Annotated in this window: 19 protein-coding genes; 11 read left to right on the forward strand and 8 right to left on the reverse strand. The window is 38.6% G+C overall.

Annotation, left to right across the window (positions count from 1 at the left end; all coding sequences use genetic code 11):
- Nucleotides 1–223 precede the first annotated feature (223 nt).
- The 7 genes from B9J78_06300 (at nt 224) to B9J78_06330 (ending at nt 6299) form a co-directional block, all read left to right on the forward strand.
- Nucleotides 224–577: a four helix bundle protein gene (locus B9J78_06300; GenBank protein MBA2124522.1), complete on the forward strand. Its 354-nt coding sequence runs from the start codon at nt 224–226 to the stop codon at nt 575–577.
- Nucleotides 578–670: 93 nt separating this feature from the next.
- Nucleotides 671–2404, forward strand: a complete 1734-nt coding sequence (locus tag B9J78_06305) for a hypothetical protein (GenBank protein MBA2124523.1) — start codon at nt 671–673, stop codon at nt 2402–2404.
- On the forward strand, nt 2382–3464 hold the full coding sequence (locus tag B9J78_06310; GenBank protein ID MBA2124524.1) for a type IV pili twitching motility protein PilT: 1083 nt from the start codon (nt 2382–2384) through the stop codon (nt 3462–3464). The genes B9J78_06305 and B9J78_06310 overlap by 23 nt, the downstream gene beginning before the upstream one ends.
- A gap of 2 nt (nt 3465–3466) precedes the next feature.
- Entirely contained in the window at nt 3467–4684 is a 1218-nt protein-coding gene (locus tag B9J78_06315) for a hypothetical protein (GenBank protein MBA2124525.1), read from the forward strand.
- Between the two features lie 35 nt (nt 4685–4719).
- Nucleotides 4720–5052 (forward strand): four helix bundle protein, encoded by a 333-nt coding sequence (locus B9J78_06320; GenBank protein MBA2124526.1) that lies wholly within the window; start codon nt 4720–4722, stop codon nt 5050–5052.
- 323 nt (nt 5053–5375) lie between these two features.
- Complete coding sequence (locus B9J78_06325; protein MBA2124527.1) at nt 5376–5822, forward strand: hypothetical protein; 447 nt, start codon at nt 5376–5378, stop codon at nt 5820–5822.
- Between the two features lie 99 nt (nt 5823–5921).
- Entirely contained in the window at nt 5922–6299 is a 378-nt protein-coding gene (locus B9J78_06330; protein ID MBA2124528.1) for a hypothetical protein, read from the forward strand.
- A 53-nt stretch (nt 6300–6352) separates the two neighbouring features.
- Here the strand turns inward: B9J78_06330 and B9J78_06335 are convergent, their stop codons facing one another.
- The 7 genes from B9J78_06335 to B9J78_06365 form a co-directional block, all read right to left on the reverse strand.
- Nucleotides 6353–7504 carry a hypothetical protein gene (locus tag B9J78_06335; GenBank protein ID MBA2124529.1) on the reverse strand — a complete coding sequence of 384 codons (1152 nt, stop codon included), beginning with the start codon at nt 7502–7504 and terminating at the stop codon, nt 6353–6355.
- A gap of 326 nt (nt 7505–7830) precedes the next feature.
- On the reverse strand, nt 7831–9684 hold the full coding sequence (locus tag B9J78_06340) for a hypothetical protein (GenBank protein ID MBA2124530.1): 1854 nt from the start codon (nt 9682–9684) through the stop codon (nt 7831–7833).
- A 9-nt stretch (nt 9685–9693) separates the two neighbouring features.
- Nucleotides 9694–10779 carry a hypothetical protein gene (locus B9J78_06345; protein MBA2124531.1) on the reverse strand — a complete coding sequence of 362 codons (1086 nt, stop codon included), beginning with the start codon at nt 10777–10779 and terminating at the stop codon, nt 9694–9696.
- Between the two features lie 232 nt (nt 10780–11011).
- Complete coding sequence (locus B9J78_06350) at nt 11012–11131, reverse strand: hypothetical protein (protein ID MBA2124532.1); 120 nt, start codon at nt 11129–11131, stop codon at nt 11012–11014.
- Between the two features lie 73 nt (nt 11132–11204).
- The gene (locus B9J78_06355; protein MBA2124533.1) at nt 11205–12197 is read right to left on the reverse strand and encodes a riboflavin biosynthesis protein RibF; all 993 of its coding nucleotides are present in this window, start codon (nt 12195–12197) and stop codon (nt 11205–11207) included.
- Complete coding sequence (locus B9J78_06360) at nt 12194–13279, reverse strand: hypothetical protein (protein MBA2124534.1); 1086 nt, start codon at nt 13277–13279, stop codon at nt 12194–12196. Before B9J78_06360 ends, B9J78_06355 begins: the two co-directional genes overlap by 4 nt.
- Before the next feature lie 14 nt (nt 13280–13293).
- On the reverse strand, nt 13294–15138 hold the full coding sequence (locus B9J78_06365) for a hypothetical protein (protein MBA2124535.1): 1845 nt from the start codon (nt 15136–15138) through the stop codon (nt 13294–13296).
- A gap of 37 nt (nt 15139–15175) precedes the next feature.
- Here B9J78_06365 and B9J78_06370 point away from each other — a divergent pair, with 37 nt between their 5' ends.
- From B9J78_06370 to B9J78_06385, 4 genes are all read left to right on the forward strand, one after another.
- A complete protein-coding gene (locus tag B9J78_06370; protein MBA2124536.1) occupies nt 15176–15364 on the forward strand; it encodes a hypothetical protein in 189 nt (62 codons plus the stop codon).
- Entirely contained in the window at nt 15346–16098 is a 753-nt protein-coding gene (locus B9J78_06375; protein ID MBA2124537.1) for a 5'/3'-nucleotidase SurE, read from the forward strand. The genes B9J78_06370 and B9J78_06375 overlap by 19 nt, the downstream gene beginning before the upstream one ends.
- Complete coding sequence (locus B9J78_06380) at nt 16083–16568, forward strand: hypothetical protein (GenBank protein ID MBA2124538.1); 486 nt, start codon at nt 16083–16085, stop codon at nt 16566–16568. The genes B9J78_06375 and B9J78_06380 overlap by 16 nt, the downstream gene beginning before the upstream one ends.
- Before the next feature lie 96 nt (nt 16569–16664).
- Complete coding sequence (locus B9J78_06385) at nt 16665–18050, forward strand: phosphomannomutase (protein MBA2124539.1); 1386 nt, start codon at nt 16665–16667, stop codon at nt 18048–18050.
- A 315-nt stretch (nt 18051–18365) separates the two neighbouring features.
- Here B9J78_06385 and B9J78_06390 read toward each other — a convergent pair whose 3' ends face one another.
- Nucleotides 18366–18629, reverse strand: a complete 264-nt coding sequence (locus B9J78_06390; protein MBA2124540.1) for a hypothetical protein — start codon at nt 18627–18629, stop codon at nt 18366–18368.
- Nucleotides 18630–19015 lie beyond the last annotated feature (386 nt).

Consider the following 19015-nt stretch of genomic DNA (forward strand, 5'->3'; position numbering starts at 1 on the left):
GGACGAAATAGGGGAAGTTAAGGTAGTCAAGATAAAAAAAGAGGAAGAGGTTGTGGTTCTCCTCCGTGGGGAAACACTCTTTACATTGGAAATGATACCAGCAACACCAGGGCACCAGGGCACCAGAGCACCAGAGCACCAGTAAAAACAGATAGAAGATGGATGAAAGACGCAGAACACCAGGGCACCAGAGCACCAGAGCACCAGTAAAAACAGATAGAAGATGGATGAAAGAGGATACAAAAAGCTGATAGTGTGGCAAAAAGCGGATGAATTGGCATATAAAGTCTATGTTTTTACTAAGGATTTTCCTAAAGAAGAAATATACGGCATAACTTCGCAATTGAGAAGAGCGGCTTTATCTGTGGCGGTAAATATTGTAGAAGGATATGGAAGACAAGGAAGAAAAGAATTAAAACAATTTGTGAACATGGCCTTAGGCTCTTTAGCCGAGACAGAATATCTTTTAGATTTTTCTTTAAGATTAGGATATTTAAACCACAAAAACTATGAAAAACTTCAAGATTTACGCCAGGAGGTAGGAAACTTACTGTGGAAATTTTATCTTTCATTATAACTGGTGCCCTGGTGCCCTGGTGCTCTGGTGTCTGGTGCTCTGGTGTCTGGTGTCTGGTGCTCTATCCCGAGCGTAGCGAGGGATATGGGATAAATGATTAAATCAGAAAAATTAAAACTTGGCGAAATTCTCCTTATGGAGGGGTTCATCGTTGAGGAAAATCTAAGAGAAGCCCTCCTTTTACAGGAAGAGGAGGGGGGAAAGAGGCTCTTAGGGGAAATTCTTATACATTTGGGTTTTCTGGACAGGGAAAAACTCTACTATGCTCTCTCCCTCCAGAGAAGAATGGTTCCTGTCGTTAACCTGGCAGAGATGAAACTCTCCCCGGCCGTGGTTAAGACCATCCCCGAGGAAATAGCCCGGCGCTTTAATCTTGTTGCTATTGAAAAGAGAAATGATCTCCTCGTCGTAGCTACCGCCGACCCTACTGATATTGTTGTCCTGGATATTGTGAAGAGCCATACCGGATTTAAGATAAGTCCGGTGAAAAGCTCAGATGAAGATATCCTCAGGGCCATAAATGAGCATTACGGGGAGTTTCCCGATATAGAAAAGAGTCTGAAAGAGCTTTCCCTTGTGGAGACGGAAAGGGTAGAGGATGAGAAGATTGACCTGGACCAACTCCGAGCCTCGGCCGCAGATGCCCCGGTAATCAATTTTGTCAACCTCTTGTTTTTAGAAGCGGTAAATAAAAGAGCCAGCGACCTTCATATTGAACCGGGGGAGGACAGGGTCAATGTTCGTTTTCGCATAGATGGGTATCTACAAAAATTTGCTTCCCCTCCCAAACGGATGTTTTCAGCCATCGTCAGTCGTGTAAAGATAATCTCCAACCTTAATATTGCCGAACGGCGGCTTCCTCAGGATGGACGCTGTCGCCTCAAAATAAAGGAAAAAGAGATAGACATCAGGGTCTCCACCCTGCCCACTATTTACGGGGAGAAGGTGGTTTTGCGGATATTAGATAAAGAGGCGGCGGCTACAGATATTAAGGAGTTAGGATTGGAAAAAAGTGACCTGGAAAAATTTAAGGCCTGCCTCCAACTTCCCTACGGGATGTTTCTTTTAACAGGTCCTACCGGAAGCGGGAAGACAAGCACCCTTTATGCCGGCCTTAATTCTATCAATGACCCGGGCCGCAATATCATCACCGTGGAGGACCCCGTAGAATATGAGCTAAAAGGAATAAACCAGGTTCAGGTAAAGCCCAGTATTGGCCTTACCTTTGCTGCTACCTTGCGACATATCTTGCGTCAGGACCCTAATGTCATTATGGTGGGCGAAATAAGAGATCAGGAGACGGCGGAGATAGCCATCCGGGCAGCCCTTACCGGTCACTTAGTTCTTTCCACTCTCCATACCAATAATAGCATAGCCGCTGTTAGCCGTCTGATGGATATGGGGATTGAGGCTCACTTTATCGCCTCTTCTTTAAATTTAGTTATGGCACAGCGTTTGGTTCGCCGCCTCTGTCCCCATTGCCGTGAGATTCATTCCCCAGACGAGAATTTACTGGACCAGCTGTCTGCCAGCAGAATGGGAAAGGATATTATAGAGGGGGCTAAAATATTCTCTCGTGGGAAGGGCTGCTCACATTGCGATTATATCGGTTATCGGGGTAGATGTGGCATCTTTGAGGCATTTGAATTAAACGAAAGGATAAAAAAGCTCATTCTTGATGGTAAAAAGGAGCAAGAGCTGCGGGATCAGGCCTACCTCGGAGGAATGAAGAATCTCCGGGAGAGGGGACTGGAAAAAGTAGTAGCCGGTTTGACCACATTAGAAGAAGTATTAGGAGCTACATTTGGGGGAGAAGATAGAAATTAGGACACTTCTAAAGGCAGCAGTTCAGATGGGTGCCTCAGATTTACATCTTACGGTTCAGCGTCCACCTCAGGCAAGAGTGGCAGGTGAGCTTGTCTCTATCCCTGAGTTAGAACTTCTGACCCCCGATGACTGCCAGCGGTTGGCCTATGAACTTCTAAATGATACCGAGAGGAAGACCTTTGAACAAGAAAAGGAAATAGACCTCTCATATGGAGTTTCCGGCCTGGGTCGTTTTCGGATAAATCTTTATTTTCAGCGGGGTTCTGTGGGAGCCTCTATTCGGGCTCTTCCCTATTCCATTCCTTCTTTTAAGGAGTTGGGGCTCCCGGAGAAGACTATGGCACATCTGGCAGTCTTGCCATATGGGTTGATTCTGGTAAGCGGTCCTACCGGAAGCGGAAAGACAACCACCATGGCTTCTATTATTGAGTATATCAACCAGGAGCGCTCGGTTCATATTATCTCTATTGAGGACCCCATTGAGTATCTTTATCATCATAAGAAAAGCACCGTTGCACAGCGGGAGATCGGCTCAGATACCACCTCTTTTGCCCGGGCCCTGCGACATGTTTTGCGCCAGGACCCAAATGTGATTCTTATTGGGGAGATTCGGGATCCGGAAACAGCGCGAGCGGCTCTTCGCATTGCCGAAACGGGACACCTTGTCATTTCCACTGTGCACAGCGGGGAGGTGGTTCAGGTGATGAGCCGGATAGTGGATATGTTTCCTGCCTCCGAACAGAATGAGATTCGGGTTAGCCTTTCACTTACACTGCGGGCAATTATAGTCCAGCAACTTATTCCTCGGAAGGGAAAAGCAGGGCGGGTCCTGGCTACAGAAATGATGTTAAGCACCCCGGGTATTCAGAACCTTATCCGCGAGGGAAAGTATAATCAAATTTATACACAGATTCAGTTAGGAGGAGGAGAGTCTATGCACACTATGAACTCTTCCCTGCACCGGCTTTATCTTGAAGGGCAGATAGAGGAAGAGATTATGTTTAAACACAGTTCTACGCCCAAGGAATTAAAGGCTTTGCTTAAAGAAGGAAGGGCCTAAAAATGCCCAGGTTTTCTTACATTGCCAAGGATACTTCCGGGGGAAATTTTCATGAAGTAGTGGATATGGCTTCTGTCGGAGAGGTCATCTCTTCTCTGCGCAGACGGGGGCTTATTCCTCTTTCTATTACTCCTGTCTCTGCCAGAACTATTTTTAAGGAAAGAAAAGGGGAGCAAAAAGGGGGTCGCCTGCGAGCAGGGGATATCGCCGCCTTTTTTCGCCAGTTATCCACGATGTTGGGTGCGGGAGTAAGTCTTGCTGATGCTGTTGATGACCTAAGCGAGGGGGTAGGAAATATTGCCTTGCAGAGAATTTTGCAAGAGGTGAAGAAGGATATTTCTCGTGGGGATTCCTTTTCCAGGGCACTAAGTAAACACCAGAAGGTGTTCTCTTCTTTAACTATCTCTATGATTAGTGCCGGGGAGGAAAGTGGCAACTTAGATGGGGTTTTAAGTGACCTTTCTACTTATTTAGAGAACGAGCTGGCCCTGCGTCGCAAGATAAAATCGGCTACCAGTTATCCTATCTTTATCGGCTTCTTCTTTCTCGGGGCAACAGCCTTCGTCACCTTCTTTCTCCTTCCCCGCTTTCAGGCCATATTTGCCGAGATGGGTGTAGATTTGCCCCTCTTTACCCGGATAGTCCTTGGAATCAGTTCCTTTTTAGTAGGCAATATCATCTGGGGGTGTGGAATAGTTGTTCTTATTATTATCTTTTTTGTCGCCTACAGCCGCACTTCTGCTGGACATTATAATTTGGACTATCTTAAATTAAAGATACCCTTTGTGGGGAAATTCTTACAGCAAGTAGCATTAGGTCGCTTCAGCCAGACCTTAAGCACACTGCAAAGAGGAGGAATTCCGATTCTTACTTCTCTGGAGATTGCCGGGCACACCTCGGGGAATCTTTTTCTCACCAGAGCCATTGAAGCAGTGCATCGGGGGTTGGTCAAGGGGGGTATGGTCTCGGAGGGGCTGGCTAAGAATGTCATTTTTCCCCGAATGATGGTGCGTATGGTGATGGTGGGCGAGGAGACGGGAAAGATGGAGGAGATGTTAGACAGAGTTCACAAGGCCTACCAGGATGAGGTAGAGTCAGCCATTACCTCTATGAGCGCCATCATTGAACCTCTTCTTATTGTTATACTTGGAGCAATTGTAGGTGTAACCGTTCTGGCTATCTATCTGCCCATATTCAGGATAGCAGGAGCGGTAAAGTAGAGCACCAGAGCACCAGGGAAAGATAGGGAGTAAAAGTGGCAGAGAAAGGGTATAAAAAGTTGATTGTTTGGCAGAAAGCTGATGAATTAGCCTATCAAGTTTATTTAGATACCAAGTCTTTTTCTAAAGAAGAGATTTATGGAATTACTTCTCAACTAAGAAGAGCGGTTTTATCCGTGCCTACAAATATTGTTGAAGGTTATGGAAGACAAGGCAAGAAAGAATTAAGGCAGTTTATAAACATGGCATTAGGCTCCCTGGCTGAAACAGAATATCTTTTAGATTTCTCTTTAAAGTTGGGATATCTAAACCACAAAAGCCACAAAAAACTTCAAGATTTACGTCAGGAGGTAGGAAACTTACTGTGAGGATAAATGGGGTCAACTCTATTTTCTTTTTTTAATAATACTACATTGGTTTTTTAGAGAAAATAGAGTTGACCCCATTTATCACGGACTTTTCGGGTCTTTTTAACCGATTCTCTGTACTAGGACAGAAAGATGGAAGAACTTGTACAGGTTAATGTCTTTATTGACCCGGAAGGTCCAAATTACACATTTGTGCACATTATAAAATAGTAGTAAAATGAACTAAAATTTAATAGAGGCTGTTCAATAACTCACAGTGCCTTGATTTTCAGGGCTCTGTCAGTTGTTGAGCAGGCTCTATCCATGAAAGGAGGTGAAGAAAAATGAACCTGAAGAGAATAAAAGAAAAAGGCGGTTTTACACTGGTAGAGTTGATGATAGTGGTTATCATTGTGGGTATCTTGGCCGTCTCGGCCGTGCCCATCTATAGAGCCAATATGAGAAGAGCCTACTCGGCAGAAGGATTTGCTACCTTAGGAGCCATCCGTAGCGCCCAGCGGCTTTATAAGGCTGAGTTTAATACTTATCTTGCGGTTACTGCCGGTACCGGTGACAGAGCCGGAGGTATTGCCACTCTGCTGGGTCTGGATACTGCAGACAACCACTACTGGCGTAACGCGGCCTTTTCGGTTACTGCCTCAGGAACAGGAGATGCAGCTGTTTTTACCGCTACCGCTAGCGGAGTTGCCGCTACTGGCGCTCCTGGAAGGGCCCGGATAGCCGATATTACTCTTACCATGAATCATGCGGGAGTGACCACTGGTCCTTAATCAGAACACCAGTGCTCTGGTGCACTGGTGCACTGGTGCACTGGTGCACTGGTGCTCTGGTGCACTGGTGCTCCGTCCCGAGCACAGAGAGGGATTGTCTTGAAAAAAGCCTTTACACTCATAGAGGTCATGCTCAGCATCCTTATTTTAGCCATAGTGATAATAGGGGGTGCTTTCTTTTTTATTCACGGGCCATCTCAGATCAGGGTAAGCAAACGTGAACGGTTAGCACTGGAATTAGCAGAAGAGAAGATAGAAGTGTCCAGAGTCCGAGGATTTTCCGGTCTTGTCAATGAGAGTGAAAGCGGGCTGGCACTGGGGAGAGGTTTTACCGCCACTCGTCTGACAGTTGTGGCCGGAATAGATGAAGATAGAGATGGAATAATTGACTATAAGAATGTAACGGTCACTGTTTCCTGGATGGAAAGGGGCACTCCCCGGGAAGTGAACTTGACCACTCTGATTACCTCCAGATAATATCTCTCGGCACCAGGGCACCAGAGCACCAGAGCACCAGAACACCAGTGTATTTAAACCTGTTTAAACCCCTTTTTTTTCATTTCTTTTACGGCAAGCCCTACATCCTGTGCCCTGTTTTTAGGCACAACAAGTACGGCATCCTTGCATACAACAATTGCGGTGTTTTTCAGTCCTATGGCACATACAGCCATCTTTTCTTGCCCCGGTTCATTATATATAATGCTGTTTTGGACATCTATCAATATATTGTTTCCAACATTAATGTTCCTGTTCTTTGTCAATCTATGCAGGTCCTCAATTACATCCCAGGCGCCCAAGTCATTCCATCCAAAATTACCTTTAACCATCATTATATGTCTTGCTTTTTCAAGCAGTGAGTAGTCTATTGAAATATCGGCAATTTTGTAAAAGAGTTCTTTAAAAAGTCTTGTGTTGTTTTTAAGTATTACATCTGCTATTTTCAGTGTCATTTTGTGCAGTGCCGGGCTTGCCCATTCTAATTCCGTAAGAAAAGTTTTTACACTGAAAAAAAACATTCCGCTATTCCAGAAAAATCTTCCCGACCTTATAAATCTTTTTGCTTGTATTTTAGATGGCTTTTCCCTGAATTTTACAACCCAGTATATACTCTCTTTTTTAGACCTTAAATTTTTACCCCCAACCGCCTGAGCAGGCATAACAAAAGGAACCGAATTTTTTGGTATCTCTATGTATCCATATCCTGTTTCAGGTCTATGGGGTAAAATACCGATGGTAGTAATTATTGGGTATCTTTCCGCCACCTCATATGCGGTTTTTATTGTGTTGATGAAATTTTTTTGACCTACAATGATATGGTCTGATGGAAATGCACCAATAACTATTTTTTCAGAGTCCTTATATCTTGCTAATGCGAGTGCTGATGCATATATAAGACATCCGGTGGTATTTCTTTTATACGGTTCTGCAAGTATATTTCGGTGAGGAATTTTTAAGTCCACCAGTATACGAGACAGGGGTTTGGACAGTTGTTTTGAGGTTATTACAAAAGTATCTTCTTTCGGGATTATACCACTAAACCTTTCTATGGTTTGTTCTAATAATATCTTTTTTCCGCCTGAAAGGTCTAAAAGTTGTTTTGGCTTTTTTATTCTTGATAATGGCCAAAATCTTTCTCCGCTTCCTCCTGCCATAATTATGCAGATATATTTTGTGTCATTCATATACTCCTTTTCTTTATTTTAAGGCTTACTGAAAAATTTATGGTTCAATGTAATAAACTATGGGTAATATAAATTCCCCTTTTGATAAAAGGGGTGGCAGACCAAAGGTCTGACGGGGTATTTAATCCCTTTCTCTAAAAGGAATACCTACAAAGCCTACGGAGATATTGAATACCCCGTCTGCTAACGCAGACACCCCTTTTTCTAAAAAGGGGAATAAATATATATACTTCTTGCCTTTTTATGTATCTCTACTTACCCACACTTTCGCGCATTGAGCCAAATTTATATCTGTCATCCAAATTTTTAGCATTTTTCAGTAAGCCCTATTTTATCTTCATTCCTGATATTGTTATTGCATTTTCTTTTTTTCCTGAAAATATTGATACCTGTTTTTGTATGATATCAAACAGTCCCGATAGCGGCATTGTCCTTCCGTATTCAATAAGTGATTTTAGTTGCGCTTCTTCTAATGGCTCTTCTTTTTCATTTTTTATGTTTACCAGGTCTTCGTTGTAAAGTACAATTACATCTGATTTTGAAAGAAGAATTGTATTTTCTCCTGCTGGTGCTTCAATTTTTTTACCAAGAGGAGGACAGTTAGGCGATAATTTTTTAATGGATAGTTTGCTTGCAAGTATTGCACCCTGAAACCCTGCATTTGTATATGTGAAGAGGTTGTTGTCAGGGTTGTAGATTCCCAAAAACAGTTTTACATTGCCTGTTGTAAATCTTTGTAGGTTTCTAATAATAGCAGAAGGCGAGCTTTCATAATTTGCTATTATTCTTATTTTTTCTTTTATATCAACAAGGGAAGTGGATATGTCTACTGTTCGTTTTTTATTATCCATTATATCAACAAAAACAATGCACAGGTTTTCCTGTTCAGGGTTTGCTTGGTCCTGTATTTTGAAATAGTCATAAAGTTCTTTAAAACCAGAGGTCTGTTCAGGTATTATACATAGCCCTGATGTTTCTGCTGATGCTGTGATCATACTTATACCTGGAAGGGCGCTTATTTTAATATGCTGTGCTATCTCAATTTCATTTTCAACGGAACTTGTTTTTGCAGTTGTTTCTTTTATATCGTTTATATATTTTTTAAGTGCCTCAACCATATGGTTGAATTTTTTAAAGATTTGGTTTGTTTGGGTATCTGTGGCAACTGTTCTTATAGGGGTATCAAGATTCCCCTTTGACAAATTTTCTATACCTGTTGAAAAAATATTCATACCGTTTTCAATTTTATTTGAAACAATACCTGCAAACAATAATCCCACAAACAGACTTAATAGAGCAACAACAGTGAACGGCATTTTTAGTAAGGTAATCGGCAGGTATATAGTGTCAAGAGGACTTGATACAAAAACCCACCATACAATCTCATTTGATATGTATATCGGAGCATACCCGCTGAGTTGTTTTTTCCCTGAAATTGTGAACTCTGCTATTCCTTTTTGTTGTTCCCTTTTTTGTCCTTGCAATATATGGTTAATGGCAGGGATGTTTTTCCAGTTATGTTGTTCAATAACAAAACTATTTTCAGGATGTGCCATTATTGTCCCATTATTGTCAATGATAAAGGCAAACCTGTCTATGGTTGCAGATTCTTTTGCTATTCTGTTTATTTCAGATAGGCTTAATGTTCCAGACAAAACAGCTTGTAAGTTTTCATTCTCGTCAATTATTGCAGATGTAATTATCAGTACCTGTTCTTTTGAAATATTTGAGGTAAAAGGCTTGCTTATAGAGTTGTAGATTTTTTTTGAAGAAAGTGTTTTTATATTCCGGAAATAGGGTTGGTAAGAAAAGTCAAAACCTTCTTCGAACTTTTCTTCTCCTGAATAGGCTCTTATAATGCCGTGCCTATCTAAAAGCACAATAGATTCAAATACAGGATACCTTTGTCTGAATGTATCAGCCAGTTCTTTTTCATCAATAAGTGTATGTTTTTCATAGATGAGTTTTGACAATGCCCGCAATGTTTTACCGGCACTTGAAATGTAGATTTCTGTTTTTTCAGCTATGTTTGATGCAAGAAGTTTATATGTATCTCCCCATCTTTTTTTTTCCTGTACCCTTAATCTATAAAATGCAAAACAACCGAGGATGGTAACAGGTAAAAGCGAGATGACCAAAAAAATTAGTATAATCTTTGTTTTTATGCTGTATACCTTCACTTTTTATCCTCACAGGGACAGAAACTCTCCATCTTTAATTTTTATGATTGTCATATCTCTTATTATAGAACCGCTGCTATCAAATGTTATAGTTCCTGATACACCTTTAAGTTCTTTTGCACCTGAGATTACACTTGCAATTTTTTGCCTTTCAAAATTAGATTTTTTTGCAGCCTCAAGAATAATTTTTGCACTTTCATATCCTGCTATGGCATACTGGTTTGGCGGTTCAGAAAACCTATTATTATATCTTTTGATAAAATCTGTACCAGACGGTGTCTGTTGATATGATGTCCCGATAAATTTTATACCATTTACATTTTCACCGCCGTTATATATAAATTTATTATTGTGTAGCCTGTCCCATGTAAGTATCGGTATATTAAGATTTTTTATCTTTTGGCAGAATATTGAGGATTCATAAACAGAACCTAATAAAACAATACACTCTGCCTGTTTTAAGACGGGAATATATTTTTGAAAATCTTCATCCACATTTATTTTTCGGACAGAAATCATCTTTGAGCCCCAGACCTGAACAGCTGAGGAAAACTCCTCAGCAAATCTTTTTGCCTCATATATTGTAGACGGGTGTGTGCGAGTAACGACGGGGATCACTGATATATAGGATTTCAAAGAAAGGGCTTTACATCCTAATTCGGCGAGTTTTGCAGCTTGCAGTGCGTCTGAATTAAATATTCTAAAAATCATTCTACCCGATCCCTGATGTGTTAAAGGAGTTTTTGTAAAAGTAATACAGGGGATGTTTCTTCTATCTATGAGATCCAATTGAGGAGAAATTAAATGTAGCCCGCCTATGATGGAAAAAACTTCTTTTTTATCAAAATATTCTATTATATCCTCAAATTCTTTTGTATCAGAGTGTTCATTTTTAAGGATAATATTTATCTTTCGTCCTCTGATGTTGCCGGAATAATTAGCCTCTTCAACTGCAAGCAATACACCATTTCTGATAGATATACCTGCCTCTCCTGGTATAGGGACAATAAGCCCAAGATATGCATTTTGTTTTGAACAGCCGGTGAAAAACATACCCAGAACCAGAGGTATAATTATAAGTAATTGATTTCTCATTTAGTTTCCACTTATCAGTAAGACGGCTTTTTAATGGCTTCTTTTTCTGCTGGCTAGAACATAATTTTAATCGCCTCATTAAATTTAAAATATTTTATATCTTTTGGTTTTCTGTCATGTTGCTTTGTATTGCCGCCTGTCCGTTTTATAAGAAAAAATATAACTTTTTTAAGGTATTTCTGTTTATCTGTATTAAAAAACCAGTATTCTATTGTGTCTACTTTTTTCTCTATTATAAGGAAAGACCCGTTTCCTCTTTCACTTCTCTTAAAGCAGACTGTTCAGGGGTTTCTTCTTTTTCGGGTTTTCCTTTTGGCAGGCACCATACATCTTTTTTCTTGAAATCCTTCATACCAGGATAAAATGGATATCACCGCCATTTTTATATATCACACCGCCATATGAGTGCTCATATTTCACTTTCTTTAATAAACTCCTGCACTTATTTTTTTGACAATTTCTACATCCTTTGATATTGCCTTTATAAGCGCCTTCTCGTTTTTATATTTTTTTTGTTTTCTTATAAAATCAATCGGAATAATCTCAATTGTTTTACCATATAATTTTTTTTTAATATTAAATATATGTGCCTCAACCTCTATTTTTTTGGATTTGGCAAAGGTTGGTCTTGTTCCGATACTTAAAACCGCATAAAATGCCCTGCTCTGAGTCTTGTATATTGGCAGATTGTAATATTTATTAGATGACTTTTTTATTTCCGGCATGCACCTTACCATAGCACTATATACACCCTGTGGCGGTAAAATCTCATTATGAATATTTATGTTTGCGGTTGGGAAGCCCAATTTTTTCCCCATGCCATACCTGTGCCCTACATCTCCCATAATTGAAAACCTTCTACCAAGAAGAGAGTCTGCTTTTTTCAAGAAACCTGATTTTATAAGGTTCCTTATAGCAGAACTTCTACAGTTTTCCCCGCAAACCTTAACAGGTTTTATACCAATAACATCAAAATTTAATTTTTTTCCAAATCTTTTTAAAGTTTTTATATCTCCTTTTGTATTTTTACCGAATTTCCAGTCTGTCCCCACAACAACTATTTTGGCTTTAATTTTATTATTAAAAATATCTCTTATAAAATCTTCTGCTTTTTTATTACAAAGTTTTTCAGTAAATTTCAGTATAATAACTGTATCAATGTTGTATTTTGCAAAAAGCCTTATTCTGTGTTCTAACGAGGTAAGAAGTGGTGAAATATGTTTAGTCATATGTATAATGGTATCGGGGTGAGGGTAGAATGTTAATACGACAGATTGCTTTTTAAGCATCTGTGCCTGTTTTATGACCGTTTTTAGTATTTTCTGATGTCCCCTGTGCACACCATCAAACACACCTATTGCAACAGCACAATTTTGTAGAGGTTTTTTAATTCTATCTATATTCCAATATATTTTCATCCACCTACTTTTTGGAAATCACAAGGACCTGTTGCACGGTTTTTAAGTTTTTGTTCTATTCTTATTTTTATTTCTTCTATTATATTGCCATCATTGTCTGTAAGTTTTACGCCGATATATTCTTCTTGTCCAGCCCCTGTCCCTGTATCTGTATCACCGTCAGGCAGATGACCAACTGAGACTGGAATAGTTATATCTGTTCCCTTATCAGGACTGAGGATTGGAAGATAAATAGAGACATAAATAGCAGTACTTTTGTTTTTATATGAAAAAGATAGTCTGCATTCTTTAATAGTTGATGGGCTTAAAAAATGAAATGTTGTTTGTTTATTATTTCTTTCTAAAAAAACAGCAATACTTTTTGAGATATACAAGACCTCTGACGAATTTTTGCAGTTCATTACAAATAAAGGAAATCTTATCTGTTCTGTGGCTTGTTTTTCAAAAAGATAAGAGAGCCTGATAATACTTGCATCCTTATCGGCTTCGTAGTTTACTTTAAGACCGTCTGTTACTTCTCCACCTATAAAAACAGAATCTTTTTGGTATCCCCACCATTTATCCTGTAAATAAAACTTACCTCCGGGTTTTAGAAACAGTGTTGGTGTGTATACTAGATTTTGTTCACTTGTGTTTTTTATCAGGACAGATATATCAAGAAATGCCTCATCTTTTTTTAATCCCATCCATCTTTTTAAAGAATGGCCTTGAAAATCAGAAGAAACAACGCCCCTGAATTCATCACCCTTTTTTATAATTTCCCCCTCATAAAAAATCCCTTTTACAGGATTATCAATACTTAAAAATCTATCCTCGTATCCGCCCGGGAGGACATTAAACATCTCAAAAGGCAAATCTTCAAATATCTTTTTTTTCTCTATAACAGGCAGGCGCAGAATTGAATCCACATATGTTCCTAATTTGATAATCCTTCCGTTTTCATTTGGAGTAATTACGCAAGTGATATACGGGTTTGATATATGCCACATCAGAATATCATTGTCTTTTTCAATCCTAATATCAATACCACTATGTAGACTGCGGGCTATAAAAAATATTATTAAAATCAAACCAAATCTCATTATCCCTCTGTGCCTTATGGCAAAACTTCCTGCAACAAGGGCTTCTCAGTTAGCCCGGCTTTTTTTAGCATCAGATATGTCTGTTGATTTTTTATGTTTTGTGTCTGTATCTGTTCCATTCCTTGTTTTTTTTCAAAAACAGGCACATTTTTCCATATAATCCTTATCATATGTGTCTTTTTTGGTTCCAGTATAAAAGACACCTCTTTTCTGTCCCCGATGCTTATATTAGTTTTTGGTAATTTTTTATTGTCTATAAAAACACTTATATCACTTGCGCCAAACATTTTTCCAACCACAGCCCGTGTAGTTTCCCGTATCTGGATTGAACAGGTTATATCTGCCACAACTGAAAAGAAACCGGATTCTTCTTGAACACTTATATCAACACTTGCGATTACATTTGTTCCTCGGGGAAATCCCAGTATGGGTTTAATAACAGAAATCTGTTCTTTTTTTATTTGTTCCGGTAAAATATGTTCTGTTGATATGGGAAAAGATATACCTGTTTTACTATTTTCAACGATATTTTTTGTTTGTTTTGAAAATATATCAGCAAACACATAATCATATACCCCTATATCAATATTTTGAACTTGTAAGGATTTTCTGTCTTTTATCCAGCCCACACACAGTGTTGTATCAATATCCCTGCCATATCTTGAAAACCATATTTTTTTCTGACCAGCCGATGCTTCTTGTTTGTAATTTTTGTCTATACTTATTGCAGGGATAGCCTGCCATCCTGAGTGGACAATATATTCAAGCACAGGCAGATACCTCAAGGTTTTCATTCTTCCAGATGCAAAATCCTCATCAGGAATAGCACCCCACTTAAAACACATTTCAAGCATATTGTTTTCTATTGCCCTAAATAACGCAATTATATCTTCTGGGTCCATAATCTCCCACCTTACATATTCTCCTATATCATCTTCTTCGGCTGGGATATTTAATGTAATGGGCTTACTACCGAGAAGAAGCCTCGTCTTCCTTAACTTTTCTTCATAGTCTTTTATATTTTTATAAAAATGCCCCCTGAATACAATACCATCAGAATAAAAAGGGATAAGGTATGATGGAACCTTGTTTGTTGATAATAGTTGCGTATTCAGTGTCACTGTTTGTTTGTTCTTTTTAAGTCTTCTTAAAAAATCAAAAAAAAGAGAAACCCTCACATCAGACATAACATAAGAACCCTCTGCGTCAAAGGACTTCCCGTATATTTTTTCAAGGGCTTCACCCCTGTGTTTTTCAGGCTCTGAATACTGGTATAAAAAACCATCAATATTGTCTGCCAGAAGTGACTTAAAAGTATTTTTGGTTTCTTCGTACTCCTGGATGGAAAAAAACTTATCTGCAAAAGCATGCAGATTTGCATATTCCATAGATTTTGAAGTGGTAAAAATCTCAGGGAAAAAATTATAATAAAAGTCTAATGCCCTTAAATATCCGAGGTCTGCAGGGAAGAAATACCTTACAAATTGTATAACCTCTGTTGTTTTTGGCTCTATTGAAAGCCTTATACCAAAATAAAATTTATTCCCCTTTTTTCTTGTTAGAAAAGATGAAAATCTCTGGTGTGGCAGTATACCGACTGCAATGCCACTTTCTTTAGACCAGACACAGGACAAGGGAAATCTGCCCTTAATATCATCGGAGTATATATCCTTGCCATTGACTATGTGCATCTGCAAACCATCCCACAAGATAGAACCTTGCGGAACATCCTCAACCTGCCATATGTACAGAAACAGTCTTTCTTCTTTTATATTTTGTAGAGTTAGACGGAGTATTTGCATATCAGCCCTTTTCATTTTTTCAAGTCTGATCTTAAATCTTTCCGTTTTATCTCTCACTGGAAGGCGCGCCTTTTCCCATTCAAGAGAATAGAGAATGTTGTTATCTTTGGATTCAATAAGAACAGGTGCAAACAACGGAGAAGGCATAAGCAACAGGATAAACAAAATAAACAAACAAAACTTCTGCATATACAGTATTATAAAACAATACACTGGAAATATCAATCTTGAAATAAGGATTTATTTGGTTTACTATATATCAGTATGGACAGGGTATTACTGACTAATGACGATGGTATAAATGCTCCAGGAATAATGGCTGCATATAAGAGTTTAAAAAAAGATTTTCAGGTTATTGTTGTTGCTCCTGAATCAGAACAAAGTGCGGTAGGACATGCCATAAGCATATCAAACCCATTAAGGGTAAGAAAACTTAACGGCAATATTTCAGGATATGCTGTCCAGGGAACTCCCGCAGACTGTGTAAAAATAGCAGTAAGAGCTCTTCTAAAACACAAGCCCGATGTGATTGTGTCGGGGATAAACCAGGGGCCAAACCTTGCAATGGATATAATATATTCGGGAACCGTATCTGCTGCAACAGAGTCTGCGATACTTGGTATCCCATCTGTTGCAGTCTCGCTTGTAAGTTATCAGAGCAAAGACTTTTTTGTGGGTGCGGAATTTATAAGAAGGTTTGTAAAGGTTGTTGTGAAAAACAAACCTCCGAAAGGTACAATATTTAATATAAATGTTCCTGCCATAAATAAAAAAATGATAAAAGGTGTTCGAATAACAAAACAGGGCAAGTCAAGGTATGTTGAAACCTTTGATAAAAGGACAGACCCTCGAGGAAAGATATACTACTGGCTTGCTGGTGAAATGATAGAGTTTGAAGAAACACAGGATGATGACACTTATGCAATAAAAAACGGATATATATCAGTAACCCCCATAAGATTTGAAGTTACAAATTATCAATTTATTAAAGAAATGGAAAGGTGGAACCTGAAGTGAAAATAGGAATAATTTCCGATACACATGATAATATCCCGAAAATAAAAAGTGCAGTAAAGATTTTTAAAGAAAAAAGTGTGGGACTTATTTTACATGCAGGAGATTTTATTGCACCTTTTTCGCTTGTTCCAATAATTGAAAGCAGTATTGAGTGGTATGGTGTGTTCGGGAATAATAATGGTGAAAAAACAGGGCTTATGGAGAAGTCAAAGGGAAAAATAAAACAAGGACCATGGGAAATACTTGTAGACAATAAAAGAATTCTTCTTGGACATAATATTGCTGAAATATCACAACGGTTTTCTGGATATGATATCATAATTTGTGGCCATACACATAACCTTGTGGTGGAAAAACAGGATAACACTCTTATAATAAACCCTGGCGAATGTGGCGGATGGTTATATGAAAAGTCAACTGTTGTCCTATTAGATACAGAAGATATGCAGCATCAGATATGTGAAGTGTAAAAGATAGTAAAAAACAGAAAAGGGTTTTGTTGTGTGCACTTCTTAAGAGATATATAAAGATGAGATTTAAATCAATTCAGCCTTGATATTAAACTGATGGAAAAAGATATTTTTAAAACCTGTTTTACTCCATATGATATAAGAGGAAAGTTTCCAGAGCAGATTAGCGAAGATGTAGCATACAAGATTGGTGTTGCATATGCAAATGAGTTTAACACAGGTGGCCCTGTTAAAAGGATTGCGGTGGGAAGAGATGTTAGGTTTTCAAGTCCAGCAATTTCAAAGGCTTTGATAAAAGGATTAAATGACGGCGGCGTGGATACTCTTGATATAGGGTTATGCGGAACAGAGGTTGTATATTTTACATCTACACTACCGGATATTGATGGTGGGATTATGGTAACCGCAAGTCATAATCCTAAAGAATATAATGGAATGAAAATTGTCCTAAAAGATGCTGTTCCGGTGGTATCTGACACAGGACTTAAAAATATAGAAGAAAGGCTCATAAGCGGCAATCTTAAATATTCTGTTAAGAAGGGGCAAACGATGAAGTTTGACCCTACAGAGTTGTATTTGAAAAAACTTTTTCAGTTCTTAGAAGAAAGCAGTATTAAAAAATTTAAGATTGTTGCAAACCCTGGAAACGGTTGCGCTGGTATTATTTTAAAATACTTAAAAAAACAATTGCCTGTTCAAATAACATCTATCCAGGAAGAACCGAATGGGAATTTTCCTGATGGTGTTCCAAACCCTTTATTGATGGAAAATAGAAAAACAACATCTGAGGAGATTATTAAAAAAGGAGCAGATTTTGGTGTTGCCTGGGATGGAGACAATGACAGGTGTTTTTTCTTTGATGAAAACGGAAATTTTATAGAGGGATATTATATAGTCGGGCTTATTGCGGAAAGGTTTTTAAGAAAAAATCCTGGGGGGAAAATTATATATGACCCCAGACTTATATGGAATACTATAGATATTGTAAAAAAAATGGGGGGCATACCCTTACAGAATAAGACAGGGCATGCTTTTTTTAAACAGAGAATGAGAAAAGAAGATGCGGTATACGGCGGCGAGATGTCGGCACACCACTATTTCAGGGATTTTAAGTTTTGTGACTCCGGGATGATTCCATTGCTTGTGATGCTTGATATACTTTCTCTTAAAAAATGTTCACTTGCAGAAGCAATTTTAGAAAGACAGCATATGTTTCCCTGCAGCGGAGAGATAAATAAAAAGGTTGAAAACCCAGATAAGATAATGGATAATGTCTACAATCATTTTAAGAATATTGCTTCCGATGTAGATTTTACAGACGGGCTTTCTATGGAATTTTTAAAAGACAAGAAAACAGGATGGAGATTTAACTTGAGAAAATCAAATACAGAGCCTCTTATAAGGCTGAATGTAGAAGCAAAAAGAGAAAAAGAACTTGTTGAAGAGAAAACAAAGGAAATACTAAATCTTATTGGTGAATAGACATTTAAGAACCTGTAATAGCCGTTGTTCTTAATTGTTCAATATATCTTTTTGCATAATATCCTCCTCCGAGTGCTCACAAGTTTTCTGTGTGTCCCTGTTTCAATAATTTGCCATCTTTTAATACAATTATCAAATTTTATAATACTTGATATCTTCTGTGGTGACAGTTTAGTTTTTCCAAAATCTTAGTTCATATTATATCACTCCCACTGTCAAGCGATTTTCCCGAGATTTTTTGAAGATTTCCTTGACCATTTTATAATTACCTTTCAGAGAGAAAAAATCCCGAATCGTTACCCTTTTTCAGCAATCTCAGGTTTCATTCTTGACTTTACTTTGTCTAATATTTTGCGTCTCTCCTAGTTGTCGAAGAGTGTTCTTAAGAACAGGATAGAAAGGACGATAAATCTGGTAGAACTGCTCGTAGATTCTGGCACTGTCTCTTTGAGGTATTGTCTTCCCAATCTCATAGATGCTTGCCTCTACTTCCTCTTCCACGCCGCCGAAAATTCCGCTTTCTACTCCGGCCAGAAGAGCGGCCCCGAAGGCCGGGCCCTCCTCCACATTAATAGTCACAGTCTTTTGATCCAGAACATCGGCCAGGATCTGCCTTCACAGGGGGCTTTTGGCTCCTCCGCCTTTATTGCTTTCCTATCAGCTCCAAGTACCTCTTTTGTTGCTTTTTCCCTATATCGCTTATAAAATTTTATTATCTTTAACCTTTTTTGTGTCACTTCACTTTTAGAATATTTTCTTAGGCTGTAGACCCTTCTAATCACCTTCTTATTAAGACTTATTCTACTATAAATGAGGGTGTAATTGTATAAAATAGCCTATCTTATTCTTTCTATGGTGATTACTGTTTCTTTCAGCCTTCGGCTATTATTTATTAAAGAAAAGACTAAAATCTATTCTGTTAGCAGGCAGTTAAAAAGGCAAGGAAAATTGTTTGACGGTTTAAA

This window comes from bacterium Unc6, from assembly GCA_013626165.1.
In the GTDB taxonomy this organism is placed as follows: Bacteria; Omnitrophota; Gorgyraeia; order Velesiimonadales; family Velesiimonadaceae; genus Velesiimonas; species Velesiimonas alkalicola.

Bases quoted from the DNA above. Each gene is read 5' to 3' on its own strand.
- B9J78_06335 (MBA2124529.1), bottom strand. From the start codon at position 7,504: ATGAATGACACAAAATATATCTGCATAATTATGGCAGGAGGAAGCGGA.
- B9J78_06385 (MBA2124539.1), top strand. From the start codon at position 16,665: ATGGAAAAAGATATTTTTAAAACCTGTTTTACTCCATATGATATAAGA.
- B9J78_06350 (MBA2124532.1), bottom strand. From the start codon at position 11,131: ATGAAGGATTTCAAGAAAAAAGATGTATGGTGCCTGCCAAAAGGAAAA.
- B9J78_06360 (MBA2124534.1), bottom strand. From the start codon at position 13,279: ATGAGATTTGGTTTGATTTTAATAATATTTTTTATAGCCCGCAGTCTA.
- B9J78_06315 (MBA2124525.1), top strand. From the start codon at position 3,467: ATGCCCAGGTTTTCTTACATTGCCAAGGATACTTCCGGGGGAAATTTT.
- B9J78_06375 (MBA2124537.1), top strand. From the start codon at position 15,346: ATGGACAGGGTATTACTGACTAATGACGATGGTATAAATGCTCCAGGA.
- B9J78_06300 (MBA2124522.1), top strand. From the start codon at position 224: ATGGATGAAAGAGGATACAAAAAGCTGATAGTGTGGCAAAAAGCGGAT.
- B9J78_06355 (MBA2124533.1), bottom strand. From the start codon at position 12,197: ATGAAAATATATTGGAATATAGATAGAATTAAAAAACCTCTACAAAAT.
- B9J78_06370 (MBA2124536.1), top strand. From the start codon at position 15,176: ATGTTGTTATCTTTGGATTCAATAAGAACAGGTGCAAACAACGGAGAA.
- B9J78_06305 (MBA2124523.1), top strand. From the start codon at position 671: ATGATTAAATCAGAAAAATTAAAACTTGGCGAAATTCTCCTTATGGAG.
- B9J78_06325 (MBA2124527.1), top strand. From the start codon at position 5,376: ATGAACCTGAAGAGAATAAAAGAAAAAGGCGGTTTTACACTGGTAGAG.
- B9J78_06345 (MBA2124531.1), bottom strand. From the start codon at position 10,779: ATGAGAAATCAATTACTTATAATTATACCTCTGGTTCTGGGTATGTTT.